This window comes from Pseudomonas sp. F(2018) (assembly GCF_005508865.1).
In the GTDB taxonomy this organism is placed as follows: Bacteria; Pseudomonadota; Gammaproteobacteria; order Pseudomonadales; family Pseudomonadaceae; genus Aquipseudomonas.
In genome coordinates this window covers 301,291-313,768 of sequence record NZ_SCOM01000002.1, presented here as the reverse complement: position 1 = coordinate 313,768, position 12,478 = coordinate 301,291, and the positions used below count along the sequence as shown (strand labels likewise).

Annotated in this window: 13 protein-coding genes; 7 read left to right on the top strand and 6 right to left on the bottom strand. The window is 65.2% G+C overall.

Features of this window, described 5'->3' with window-relative positions; all coding sequences use genetic code 11:
• Positions 1–12: 12 nt before the first annotated feature.
• The 6 genes from FFS62_RS09495 to FFS62_RS09470 are packed head-to-tail and all read left to right on the top strand — an operon-like array spanning position 13 to position 5,827.
• Entirely contained in the window at positions 13–1,320 is a 1,308-nt protein-coding gene (locus FFS62_RS09495) for a fatty acid desaturase (protein WP_137972579.1), read from the top strand.
• A gap of 5 nt (positions 1,321–1,325) precedes the next feature.
• On the top strand, positions 1,326–2,378 hold the full coding sequence (locus FFS62_RS09490; protein ID WP_137972578.1) for a ferredoxin--NADP reductase: 1,053 nt from the start codon (positions 1,326–1,328) through the stop codon (positions 2,376–2,378).
• A 29-nt stretch (positions 2,379–2,407) separates the two neighbouring features.
• Positions 2,408–3,373, top strand: coding sequence for a fatty acid desaturase (locus FFS62_RS09485; protein WP_137973393.1), 966 nt, complete (start codon positions 2,408–2,410; stop codon positions 3,371–3,373).
• Positions 3,374–3,383: 10 nt separating this feature from the next.
• Positions 3,384–3,875: an HIT family protein gene (locus tag FFS62_RS09480; protein ID WP_137972577.1), complete on the top strand. Its 492-nt coding sequence runs from the start codon at positions 3,384–3,386 to the stop codon at positions 3,873–3,875.
• Positions 3,876–3,918: 43 nt separating this feature from the next.
• Complete coding sequence (locus FFS62_RS09475; RefSeq protein WP_137972576.1) at positions 3,919–5,421, top strand: NAD(P)/FAD-dependent oxidoreductase; 1,503 nt, start codon at positions 3,919–3,921, stop codon at positions 5,419–5,421.
• A gap of 25 nt (positions 5,422–5,446) precedes the next feature.
• A complete protein-coding gene (locus tag FFS62_RS09470) occupies positions 5,447–5,827 on the top strand; it encodes a hypothetical protein (protein ID WP_137972575.1) in 381 nt (126 codons plus the stop codon).
• Between the two features lie 39 nt (positions 5,828–5,866).
• Here the strand turns inward: FFS62_RS09470 and FFS62_RS09465 are convergent, their stop codons facing one another.
• The 4 genes from FFS62_RS09465 to FFS62_RS09450 form a co-directional block, all read right to left on the bottom strand.
• Positions 5,867–7,309, bottom strand: a complete 1,443-nt coding sequence (locus FFS62_RS09465; protein ID WP_137972574.1) for a PLP-dependent aminotransferase family protein — start codon at positions 7,307–7,309, stop codon at positions 5,867–5,869.
• 197 nt (positions 7,310–7,506) lie between these two features.
• Positions 7,507–8,313 (bottom strand): OmpA family protein, encoded by an 807-nt coding sequence (locus tag FFS62_RS09460; RefSeq protein ID WP_137973392.1) that lies wholly within the window; start codon positions 8,311–8,313, stop codon positions 7,507–7,509.
• Positions 8,313–8,639: a DUF4398 domain-containing protein gene (locus FFS62_RS09455; protein WP_137973391.1), complete on the bottom strand. Its 327-nt coding sequence runs from the start codon at positions 8,637–8,639 to the stop codon at positions 8,313–8,315. Before FFS62_RS09455 ends, FFS62_RS09460 begins: the two co-directional genes overlap by 1 nt.
• 20 nt (positions 8,640–8,659) lie before the next feature.
• On the bottom strand, positions 8,660–9,493 hold the full coding sequence (locus FFS62_RS09450) for an ABC transporter substrate-binding protein (RefSeq protein WP_137972573.1): 834 nt from the start codon (positions 9,491–9,493) through the stop codon (positions 8,660–8,662).
• Positions 9,494–9,610: 117 nt separating this feature from the next.
• Between FFS62_RS09450 and FFS62_RS09445 the strand changes: the two genes are divergently transcribed.
• Complete coding sequence (locus tag FFS62_RS09445; protein ID WP_137972572.1) at positions 9,611–10,534, top strand: alpha/beta fold hydrolase; 924 nt, start codon at positions 9,611–9,613, stop codon at positions 10,532–10,534.
• Positions 10,535–10,602: 68 nt separating this feature from the next.
• Here FFS62_RS09445 and FFS62_RS09440 read toward each other — a convergent pair whose 3' ends face one another.
• Together FFS62_RS09440 and FFS62_RS09435 are read right to left on the bottom strand one after the other, a co-directional pair.
• Positions 10,603–11,532, bottom strand: a complete 930-nt coding sequence (locus FFS62_RS09440; RefSeq protein ID WP_137972571.1) for an electron transfer flavoprotein subunit alpha/FixB family protein — start codon at positions 11,530–11,532, stop codon at positions 10,603–10,605.
• On the bottom strand, positions 11,533–12,282 hold the full coding sequence (locus tag FFS62_RS09435) for an electron transfer flavoprotein subunit beta/FixA family protein (RefSeq protein WP_043310197.1): 750 nt from the start codon (positions 12,280–12,282) through the stop codon (positions 11,533–11,535).
• Positions 12,283–12,478 lie beyond the last annotated feature (196 nt).

Genomic DNA, 12,478 nt, shown 5'->3' with positions numbered 1-12,478 from the left:
AAGCCTGAAATCATGGCGACGACAGACACGCTCTATCCGGTGCGGCCGGGCAACATCCATCCGCTGTTCCACTTCTTCGCCATTCCCCTGTTCGCCGTGCTGCTGGTGTTCAACACCGCGGCCATTGGCGTGATCCTCGCCCTGGCGCTGACGCTGCAGCTGGGCCGGCGCATCCTGCAGGCGATCCCCGGCTACTGCGCCCTCGGTGGCGCCATCACCGCCGCCTATCACGGCCAGGTCCAGCGCCTGGCGAATCGGGTGCTGAAGGACCCGCGCGACGAGCCGATCCTGGCCGCGGCCATCACCCTGGGCCTGACCGCCATACCGATCTTCATCGCCCAGCTGGTCATCGTGGAGATCTCCTGGCCGCTGGTGCTGGGCTTCTACGCCTGCGTCTACGGCCCGAACATCCGCGCCTTCGTGCGCTCGTTCAGCTCCATGCACCAGGAAGGCCACAAGGTCGGCGGCCTGTTCAAGCGCGCCAGCGTGTTGGAGAAGTGGACCGGCAACTCCTTCCTCTACATGTTCTTCGCCATCCCCATGGGCCTGACCCCGCATGCGGCGGCGCACCTGCAGCAGCACCACCGGGAAAACGCCGGCCCGCTGGATGTCTACGCCACCGCCCGCTACGACCATGCCAACGCCTGGCACTTCCTCGTCTACATGGTGCGCGAGGTGATGTACCAGCAGCTGCTGGTGTCGCCGTACCTGTACTTCCGCAGCAAGCGCAAACCGGCGCAGATGCGCAGCATGATCGTCGGCAATGTGCTGCACCTGGCCCTGTTCGCCCTGCTGGCGCTGTACAGCCTGCCGATCGCGGTGCTGTACATGCTGGTGCCCTGGTGCGCGAGCAACTTCCTGATGGGCGTTATCCACTGGAGCCAGCACGCCTTCTACGGCGGCCAGCAGGACCCCAAGGACTTCATGTACAACACCGTGACCCTGCTGGAGAAGCCGGTGAACACCCTCAACGAGGGCTATCACGCCTGCCACCACCACTGGGAGAACGTGCACTGGTCGGAGAGCCCGGCGCTGTTCGAACGCATCAAGCCGGAACTGAAGGCCTCGCAGTCCCTGGTGTTCCGCGACCTCAGCGTGCTCGACCTGTTCCTCATGCTGATGCTGCGCCGCTTCAACGCGCTGGCCGACAAGCTGGACTGGTGGGAGCCGCTGTCCCAGGCCGAGAAGGTCGCCCTGCTCAAGCGCCGCTGCGCCGCCGCGCCCATCGCCGAGCATGAGCAGGCCTACCAGCAGAGCGCCGCCGGCCACCAGGCCGCGCCCCGCCCTCTGCACTTCCCCCAGCAAGCGCAGCGGACGTGAACGCCATGAGCAAAGCACTGACCCTGAAAGTGGCCTACATCGAGCGGGAAACCGAGGATGCGGTGACCATCCACCTCAAGCAGCCGCTGCTGAGGAAGATCCGCTACACCGCCGGCCAGTACCTGACCCTGGAAGTCGACGTGGATGGCGACGGCGCCAAGGGCTGCCGGGCCTACTCGATCAGCAGCACGCCGGGCCTGGACAAGACCCTGTCGATCACGGTCAAGCGCATCGCCGGCGGCAAGGTGTCCAACCGCCTGGTGCAGCAGCTGGCCGCCGGCGACGCGGTGCATACCCTGGGCGCCCACGGGCGCTTCACCTTCGCCCCGCAGCCGGGCAAGCGCCGCCACCTGGTGCTGTTCGCCGCCGGCAGCGGCATCACGCCGATCTTCTCCATCCTCAAGTCGGCGCTGCATTTCGAGGCGGACTCGCGGGTATCGCTGATCTATGGCAACCGCAACACCGACTCGGTGATCTTCCGCGACAAGCTGGAGCAGCTGCAGCGCCTGTTCGGCGAGCGCCTGAACCTGCTGCACGTGCTGTCCCAGCCGGAGTCGCCCCACCCGCACAGCGGCCGTCTGACCCGCCAGCGGGTCAGCGAGATCCTCCAGGCGCTGCCGAACCCGCCGGGCTACGCCATCGAGTACTACGCCTGCGGCCCCAACGGCATGATGGACGAAGTGACCGAGGCTCTGCAGGCCATGGGCGTGCCCCCCGAAGCGGTGCACATGGAGAGCTTCACCCCGGCCAAGGCCAGCCCCCAGCCGCCGGCGCAGTCCAACGCGCCGAAGCAGGTTCAGCTGCTGATGCAGGGCCAGGAATTCAACTTCGCCGTGCCCCCGGGTCAGACCATTCTCGAAGCCGCCCTGGCCAACGGCGTACAGCCGCCCTTCTCCTGCCGCAGCGGCTTCTGCACCGCCTGCATCTGCACCAAGCTGGCCGGCGAAGTGGAGATGCGCGAGGACCATGGCCTGTCCTCGGCCGAACTGAAGATGGGCCACGCGCTCATGTGCATCGGCTATCCGGCGACAGACGACGTGCGACTGCAGGTCGAGTAACCCAGAACAATCCGAGGAAGGTGGACGTGGTGGATAGAGAAGCGATTCTGGCGGCACAAGACGAGATCCGCCTGGCCAAGCGCGCGGAGCTGAAGGTCGACCGCGAGCGCCAGGCGCAACTGCTGGCCCTGCAGCAGCCCGACCCGGTCAGGTTCCTGCTCTGGTCGGCGCTGCATGTGGCGGTGTGGGTCGCCGGCGCCGCCGCCATCCTGCTCAGCGAGCACTGGCTGGTGCAGCTGCTCGCCGTGCTGGTACTCGGCAACCAGATGCACGCCTTCACCATCCTGCAGCACGACTGCGGCCACCAGAACGCCTTCCGCTCCGGAATCTGCAACCTCTGGGTCGGGCGCTTCTTCGCCTGGTTCATCGTCTTCCCCTACTCGTCCTTCACCGAGTGCCACAAGTATCACCACCGCTACCTGGGCGATGCGGACAAGGACCCGGACGAGTGGAACTACGCCAGCGGCGTGAAGTGGATGTTCCTGCGCATCGCCGTGTTCGTGCCACGCTTCACCTACTTCTCCCTGGTGCGCTACGGCAGCAAGGTGCGCAACCTGGTGCTGCGCGAGCTAGTGTTCAACCTGGTGACGATGGTGGCGCTCGGCGTCTGGTTCTCCAGCATGGGCATGCTCTACCAGTTCGTGCTGATCTTCATCCTGCCGGTGCTGCTGCTGGCGCTGCTGATCAACCCGATCTCGCGCGGCTACGAGCACTTCCCGATGGCCACCCTCGGCAGCGAGGACGAGCAGCGCCTGGACCTGGCACACAACACCATCACCATACCCAGCCGCGTGCTCAGCCTGATCTGGGCCAACATCAACTACCACGTCGAGCACCACGTCTATCCGGGCGTGCCGTTCTTCAACCTGCACAAGGTCCACGCGCTGCTCGACAACAAGCCGTTCCTGCGCGACCGCTGGCTGCTCGCCCGCCTCTTCGCCCGTCAGCCGCGGGAGTCCCGCCACGGGGCTGCGCCGGCCGCCGACGCCAGCTGAGGAAATGGCCATGGACTGTCTGTTCTGCAGGATCGCCGCCGGCACCGAACGCTCCGTAAAGGTCTACGAGGACGAACACTGCTTCGCCTTCATGGACATCCACCCGCTGGGCCAGGGCCATGTGCTGCTGATTCCGCGCCAGCACGTGGAGACGCTCGACCAGCTACCGGCCGCCACCCGCCAGCATCTCTACCTGACCTTCGACAAGCTGCTCGCCGCCCAGCGCCGCGCCGGCTTCGGCGTCGAGGGCTCGCACCTGATCGTCAACGACGGCAAGGCCAGCAACCAGCACATTCCCCATGCCCACCTGCACCTGATCCCACGCAAGCGCGGCGATGGCCTGGGCTTCGGCTGGCGCATGTTCCTGCACTTCACCGGCCTGTTCGGCCCGCGCACCGGCCCGGACATCCTGCAGGTGCAGGCGGACGCCATCGCCGCGCAGATCGAGCAGCCCAGCAGAGCGCGCGCGCCGTCCGACGAGGCGCTGGCCCAGGTCCGTTGAGCTTGCCCACGCGATAGAAACCCAGCAGCGACAAGAGAAGAAGATGACTGCACAGCTCAACGCGTCCCTGACAGCGGAGAAGATCTACCGGGTCCTGATCATCGGTGCCGGTTTCTCCGGCATCGGCATGGCCGTGCGCCTCAAGCAGCGCGGCGAAGACGACTTCGTGGTGTACGAGAAGGAGGCCGGCGTCGGCGGCACCTGGTGGGTCAACCAGTATCCCGGCTGCGCCTGCGACATCCCCTCGCACCTCTACTCGTTCTCCTTCGAGCCGAACCCGGACTGGTCGCGGCGCTTCTCGCCGCAGCCGGAGATTCGCGACTACCTGGCGCATTGCGCAAATAAGTACCAGCTGTTGCCGCATATCCACTTCCAGCGCGAGGTCGCCTCGCTGCGCTGGCTGGAAAAGCGCGCCCTGTGGCAGGTCACCGATGGCGCCGGCCAGGTGGTGTTCGCCCGCTTCGTGGTCGCCGGCACCGGCGCCCTGTCCACGCCCGACTACCCGAACATCGCCGGCCTGCAGCGCTTTCGCGGCCGCGTCTTCCACTCCCAGCACTGGGACCACGATTACGACCTCGAGGGCAAGCGCATCGGCGTGATCGGCACCGGTGCCTCGGCCATCCAGTTCATTCCCGAGATCCAGCCGGCAGCCGGTGCACTCACGGTGTTCCAGCGCACCCCGCCGTGGATCATCCCCAAGCCGGACCGTGGCTTCTCGGGCTTCGAACGCGGCCTGCTGCGGCGTTTCCCACGGCTGCAGCGGCTGGTCAGGAGCTTCATCTACGCGACCCACGAGACCCGCGCCCTGGGCTTCGCCTTCAATCCGCGGCTGATGGCCTTCCACCGCTTCCTGGCCCTCAACCTGCTGCGCCGCCAGGTACGCGACCCGGAGCTGCGCCGCCAGCTGACGCCGCGCTATGCCATCGGCTGCAAGCGCATCCTGATCTCCAACGACTACTACCCGGCCATCACCCAGGCCAATGTCAGCCTGGTGACCCAGGGCATCCGCGAGATCGACGAGGACGCGGTGATCACCGAGGACGGCCAGCGCCACCCGGTCGACCTGCTGATCCTCGGCACCGGCTTCAAGGCCAGCACGCCCTTCCCTCGTGGGATGATCTTCGGCCGCGACGGCCAGGACATTCTCGACACCTGGAGCCAGGGCCCCGAGGCCTACAAGGGCACCACGGTGGCGGGCTTCCCCAACCTGTTCCTGCTGATGGGCCCCAATACCGGGCTCGGCCACAACTCCATCGTCTACATGATCGAGTCGCAGGTCGCCTACATCCTCGGCGCCCTGGACACCCTGGAGGCCCAGGGGGCGAACAGCCTGGATATCCAGCCGCAGGTGCAGGAGCGCTTCAATGCGGCCCTGCGCAGCCGCATGCAGGGCGCGGTGTGGTCCGTGGGCAATTGCCGCAGCTGGTACAAGCACGCGGAGAGCGGGCGCAACGTGGTGATCTGGCCGGGCTTCAGCTGGAGCTTCCGCCGCGCGACCCGGCGCTTCGATGCCGAGGCCTACCGGCTGACCGACACCACCGATTGATTCAACTCAGTACAAGGAAACCCTGATGAGCCCGTCCGGAAAAACCATCTTCGCCTTTGGCTGCTACCTGCTGGTGCTGGGGGCAACGCTGTTGCTGACACCCAACCTGCTGCTGGCGCTGTTCGGCTTCCCACTGACCGAGGAGGTGTGGATCCGCATCGTCGGGCTGCTGGTGATCTACCTGGGCATCTACTACAGCCTGGCCGGGCGCCGGGACCTGCGGCCCTTCATCGCCGCCACCGTGCCGGTGCGCGCCTCGGTGCTGGCGGTGTTCGGCGTCTTCGTCGCCACCGGCATGGTCTCGCCCATGCTGCTGGTGCTCGGCCTGCCGGACCTGCTCGGCGCGCTATGGACCTGGCGGGCTCTGCGCAGCGAGCGCTTCTCGACCGCACTCGCCAGCACCTGAAAGAACTGACCCGCCTACCGGCGGGTCGATTCGCTGCACCTATTGCTGGCCGCCAGCCGACTCCTGACAGAGCTGCTTGGCCAGCATGCCGAGAGTCATGATCGCCCGCTCGGACTCGCGGTTCCACGGCACGCCACAGGTCAGGCGCAGGCAGTGGTTGAACTGCTCGGTGTTGCTGAAGATCATCCCCGGCGCGATGCTGATCCCCTGCTGCAGCGCCCGCACGTGCAGCTCCTGGGCGCTGACCTTGCCCGGCAGACTGACCCAGAGGATGAAACCACCGTAGGGGCGGGTCATCTGCGTGCCTTCGGGGAAGTGCTGCTGCACCGCCAGCTGGTAGGCAGTCATGTTCTTGCGGTACTCCTGACGGATATGCCGCAGGTGGCGGTCGTAGCCACCGTTCTCCAGGTAGGCGGCCACGCCCATCTGAGTCACGCTGCAGGCCGAGTGGGTGCTGAAGGTCTGCAGCCGTTCCACCTCCTCCTGATAGCCACCGGCGATGATCCAGCCGATGCGCACGCCCGGTGACAGGGTCTTGGAGAAGCTCGAGCAGTACACCACCTGGTCGTCGCGATCATGGGCCTTGAGCGCCTTGCTGCGCCCTGGCTCGAACAACAGCTCGCCATAGATGTCGTCCTCGATCACCTGGATGCCGTGATCGCGGGTCAGGCGCAGCAGCTGTTTCTGCCGCTCTTCGGGAATGCTGCCACCCAGCGGATTGGACAGCCGCGCGGTCAGCACCAGAGCCTTGATCGGCCACTGGTTGGCGGCCAGCTGCAGGGCCTCCAGGCTGAGGCCGGTGGTCGGGTCGCTGGGGATCTCGATGACCTTGAGGCCGAGCACCTCGGCCAGCTGCAGCAGGCCGTAATAGGTCGGCGACTCGGCGGCGATCAGATCGCCGGGCTGGGTCAGCACGCGCAGGGCCATGTGGATGGCGTCCACGCAGCCGTGAGTGATCACCACTTCGGAAGGATCGACCACCACGCCGGCATCGCGCATGCGGATCGCCACCTGGCGGCGCAGCGGCTCGTAGCCGGGGCTGAACATGTAGCTGAACGCGCGCGGGCTCTGGAAGCGGGTGACCTTGGCCAGTTGCTGGTGCAGCGAGCGCACCGGCAGGTAGTCCACGTGCGGCACGGCGGCGCCGAGGGGAAACACGCCGTCCTGGCGCGAATCGTTGAGCACCTGGCTGATGATGCTGCTGCGGGTGACCATGGCCGGCCGCTCGACGCGAGCGATATCCGGCGTGGACGCGGTCAGGCCGGCAGTCTGGTGCACGTAGAAGCCGGATTGCGGGCGGGCGCGGATCAGGCCCATGTCTTCCAGGTTGGCATAGGCCTGCAGCACGGTGGCGTGGCTGACGCTGAGCTGCGAACTCATCTTGCGCACCGAGGGCACGCGCTCGCCCGGCTGATAGACACCGCGGCGGATATCCTCGGCCAGCTGCTGGGCGATGCGCTGGTAAAGCAACAAACTGGTCATGAGGAGGCTCCTTGCAGTACTGGACCGTAACAGTAGCGAAATGCAGCTGATGCTTGACGATACAGTCAGAACATTTGCCAGCGGTACAGTTCCATCTGTTCTAGTTTAGGTGCGGACCTGCATGGGCCTGATTAGACTTTGGTCTAATAAAAAACCCCGGGCCGAGGCACCGGGGTTTCGTTGAGCGCACAGCTTACTCAGCGGTATTCGCCGAGCTGGCCAGCCTCGTCGGAGATCAGTATCTCGACCCGGCGATTCTGCGCGCGGCCCTTGGCCGAGGCGTTCTCCGCCAGCGGGTGGGCCTCGCCGTAACCTTTCACCTGCATGCGCTTGGCATCGATGCCGAGGTCGGCCAGCACGTCGGCCACAGCCTGGGCACGGGCCCGCGACAGCTCCAGATTCTCTGCCGCCACGCCACGGTTGTCGGTGTAGCCCTCGATGCGGATGGTGCGCCGCGGGTTGATCTGGAGGAACTGCACCAGCTTGAGGATGGTGCGGTTGGCGGAAGCCTTCAGCTCGGTACGGCCGGCGTCGAACAGCACGTCGCCGAGGGTCATGACCAGGCCGCGATCGGTCTCGCTGGCGGCCAGGCTGACCACCTGCTCCTCCAGCCACTGGCCCTGTTGCTGGGCGCTGAGCAGCTTGGCCTCGCGCAGCGCCAGCTGCAGGCGCTCGCGCTCCAGCTCGAGCTTGGCCAGGCGTTCCTGGTTGAGGTTGAGGTCGGCGTGCTGACGGGCGATCTGGCTGTAGCGCTGGCTGAGGAAGGCGTAGTGTGCGACATCGTCGGCGCTGCCCCAGTAGTTGGACAGACGCTCGGCGCGGGCCAGCGACTCACCTGCACGGATCACATCCTTGGGTGCGCTGCGCAGCACGTCCGGATCTTCCTTCACCTGCTGGAAGCTGGCCTCGGCCTCGCCCAGCACCTGCTGGCTATGCTGGCTGGCACAACCGCCCAGCAGCGCCAGGGAGAGCAGCAGAGCGCCGCCCATGGTCATCTTCGGCATCACGGCAGCTCTCCCAGTTGCTTGCGCAGGCGGGTGAGGCGCGCGTTCAGTTCATCGAGCTGCTTCTGGCTCTTCTGGTTGAGGACCTTGGCCTCGGCGAGGCGAGCGTCGAGCTCGGCCTGTTCGGCGAACACCCGGGCGCGCTTGTAGTCCTCCTCGCCCATGTTCTTCTCGGCGCGGGCCAGCTTGCGCTCGGCCTCACGCATCTCCTCGAGTTGCGGATCTGCACCGACCGCGCGCGCCTGCTCGACGGCCTGAACGGTGAGGCGCATCTGCTCGTTCGGCGCCGGGTCGTTGGCACAGCCGGCCAGCGCCAGCACTGCCAGGACAAGGGTTAAACGTGGGTTCACTGAGAATCTTCCTGCTCTTGCGGGGGAACGTCGGCGGCTTGCGCCTGCTGGGCTTTCCAGCGCTCCAGATTGCGCTGCAGGAGGGACTCCGGCAGGCCGGCGGCGGTCAATTCTGTCATCTTTTTCGCCAGCTGTCCGCGCAGCCAGGGATCGTTGCAGGCGGAGTTGTGCGACAGGGTCAGGTACAGGCCTTCACTGGAGATCGGCGGCTCCAGGGTTTCCAGGCTCTCCAGCATGCCCTGGGTGTTGGCCAGTGCCACGCCCGGGTAGCGCTCGTAGATCACATAGTCGGTGCGCCCCAGCAGCAGTTTCTGGAAGGCCTGGATCAGGCTCGGCACTTCTTCGAGGCTGAGGTTGGCCTTGGCGAAACTGTCGAACTGCTGACCGAAACTGTTGTGCACCAGCGTGCCGCCGGTACGCCCGCGCAGATCTTCCCAGCCGCTGTAGGGGAAGCCCTGACCCTTGCGCACCCAGACCACGCTGGGCGTGCTGAAGAAGGCCGGATACACGTAGTCCATGCTCTCGAGGCGCGGCAGGGTGAGGAAGGCGCCGGCCAGCAGGTCGACCCGACCGGTGCGCACCTCATCCTGGGCGCGGGACCAGGGACCGGTGTAGATGATCTCGATCTTCACCCCCAGCTGCTTGCCGATCAGTGCCAGCAGGTCGGCATTGGCACCGACCAGGTGCTGCGGGCTCTGCGGGTCACGCCACAGATAGGGCGGATATTCGGGGTTGCCGGTGGCGACCAGGCGCTCGCACTTGCCGGCGGCCGAGGCCAGGCCGGGAAGCAGCAACAGGCCCATGAGGCCGAGGATTTTCAACGACAACATCTTTCGCATCGGAAGCACCGCTGGTATGCGTGGCAAGCGGCGGGCCTTCACCAGCCCCGCGCTCTTCATGCTAGCGTAGCAAGCACGCCTAATAATTATTAGCGATAAGGATTCGCCATGAAAAAAATCGCCCTCGGCATTGCCCTGCTGCTGGCAGGCGCGGCCGGTGCGCTGTACCTCTCCCCTGCCGCGCTGGTGGCCGGTGTGCGGTTCGTCGAACGCCAGTTGGCGGGAGTCTCCCCAAAAGCAATCACGGTCGACGGGCTGGCCATACATTACTACGAAGGCGGGCCGGCGGACGGTGAAACACTGCTGATGATTCACGGATTCGGCGCCGATCGTGATAACTGGCTGCGCTTCTCCCGTCACCTTACCCACCGCTACCGTGTCATCGCCCTGGACCTACCCGGCTTCGGCGAGAGCAGCAAACCGGATGCCAGCTACGATGTGGTCAGTCAGATGGAGCGGGTGCGGGCCTTCGCCAACGCTCTGCAGCTCGACAAGCTGCACCTGATCGGCAATTCCATGGGCGGGCATATCGCCGCGCTGTATGCCGCGCGCCATCCCGAACAGGTCCTGAGTGTCGCGCTTCTGGACAATGCGGGAGTCACTGCACCGCAAAAGAGCGAAATGATCCAGCGCCTCGAGCGCGGCGAGCCCAATCCGCTGGTGGTCCGCAGAGCCGAAGACTTCGACGCTCTGATGAACTTCGTCTTCGTCACTCCGCCGCCGCTGCCTGAGTCTCTCAAGCGCTACTTTGCCGAGAGGTCGGTGGCCAACCAGGAGAACTACGACCGCATCTTCGCCCAGCTGCGTGGGCACTATGTGCCGCTGGAGCCCGAGCTGCCGAATATCCAGGTACCGACCCTGGTGCTGTGGGGCGAGCAGGACCGTGCCCTGCATGTCTCCAGCATCGAGGTGATGCAGCCGCTGCTGAAGAAACCGACCGTGGTAGTGATGAAGGATTGCGGCCACGCGCCGATGATCGAGCGCCCCGAGGAAACGGCGCAGCACTATCAGGCCTTCCTCGACAGCCTGTAGAAGCCGGCCTTGCACAAACAAAAAACCCGCTCGATGAGCGGGTTTTTTGCGAGAGCGAAGAAGCTGGATCAGACCAGTTTCTCGAGCTCCGGTACGGCTTCGAACAGGTCAGCCACCAGGCCGTAATCAGCCACCTGGAAGATCGGGGCTTCTTCGTCCTTGTTGATGGCGACGATGACCTTGGAGTCCTTCATGCCTGCCAGGTGCTGGATGGCACCGGAGATGCCGACCGCGATGTACAGCTGCGGAGCGACGATCTTGCCGGTCTGGCCAACCTGCATGTCGTTCGGCACGAAACCGGCGTCGACGGCAGCGCGGGAGGCGCCAACGGCAGCGCCCAGCTTGTCGGCCAGAGCGTACAGGTGCTTGAAGTTGTCACCGTTCTGCATGCCACGGCCGCCGGAAACGACGATCTTGGCAGCGGTCAGTTCCGGACGGTCGGACTTGGCCAGCTCTTCGCCGACGAAGGACGACTTGCCGGCGTCGCCGCCAGTGGTAACGGCTTCGATGGCAGCGGAGCCACCTTCGGCAGCAGCGGCGTCGAAACCGGTACCACGCACGGTGATCACTTTCACGGCAGCCGAGGACTGCACGGTAGCGATGGCGTTACCGGCATAGATCGGGCGCTTGAAGGTGTCGGCGCTTTCGACGGCAACGATCTCGGAGATCTGGTCGACGTCCAGTTGAGCGGCAACGCGCGGCAGGATGTTCTTACCGTTGCTGGTGGCGGCGGCCAGGATGTGGCTGTAGCCCTTGCCCAGCTCGGCAACCAGCGGAGCGACGTTCTCCGGAAGCTGGTTGGCGAAGGCGGCGTTATCGGCAACCAGCACCTTGCTCACGCCAGCGATTTTGGCAGCGGCTTCGGCAGCAGCACCGGCATTGGAACCGGCGACCAGCACGTGGATATCACCACCGATCTTCTGAGCAGCGGCAACGGTGTTCAGAGTGGCAGCGGCCAGAGCGGCGTTAGTGTGTTCTGCAACAACCAAGATAGTCATTTAGATTACCTTCGCCTCGTTCTTCAGTTTCTCGACCAGTTCAGCCACGGACTTGACCTTGATGCCGGCGCTGCGGGCAGCAGGCGCTTCGACTTTCAGGGTCTTGACGGTGGAAGCGGTGGAAACGCCCAGGGCGTCCGGGGTAACCACGTCCAGCGGCTTCTTCTTGGCTTTCATGATGTTCGGCAGCGACGCGTAGCGCGGCTCGTTCAGGCGCAGGTCGGTGGTGACGATCGCCGGCAGGGCCAGAGCAACGGTCTGCAGACCGCCGTCGATTTCGCGGGTCACGTTGACCTTGTCGCCAGCCAGTTCGACCTTGGAGGCAAAGGTACCCTGGGCGAAGCCAGTCAGGGCGCCCAGCATCTGGCCGGTCTGGTTGTTGTCGCTGTCGATGGCCTGCTTGCCCAGGATGACCAGTTGCGGCTGCTCCTTGTCGACCACGGCTTTCAGCAGCTTGGCCACGGCCAGGGAGTTCAGCTCTTCGTTGGTCTCAACCAGGATCGAACGGTCAGCACCCAGGGCCAGAGCGGTGCGCAGTTGCTCCTGAGCGGTGTTCGGGCCGATGGTGACGACGACGATCTCGCTCGCCACACCTTTTTCCTTCAGACGTACGGCCTCTTCCACGGCGATTTCGCAGAAGGGGTTCATCGACATCTTGACGTTGGCGAGGTCGACGCCGGAGTTGTCCGCCTTGACGCGGACTTTGACGTTGTAGTCGACCACTCGTTTGACAGCTACAAGAACCTTCATGGATTCCTCGTTACTCTCCGGTGAATAAGAATGTCGCCAAGGCAAGCCTGGCCGGTGATGCTAGTCGGCCGGAACCGACGGTCAGCCCATACGGCGAACGCAAAACCGCCCGTATCTTGACCGGAACGCCCTTTTCGGTCAACACGAAAAACTCCCATTTATCTGGCGCCAAGCCTTGCGCTACACGGCTTTGACA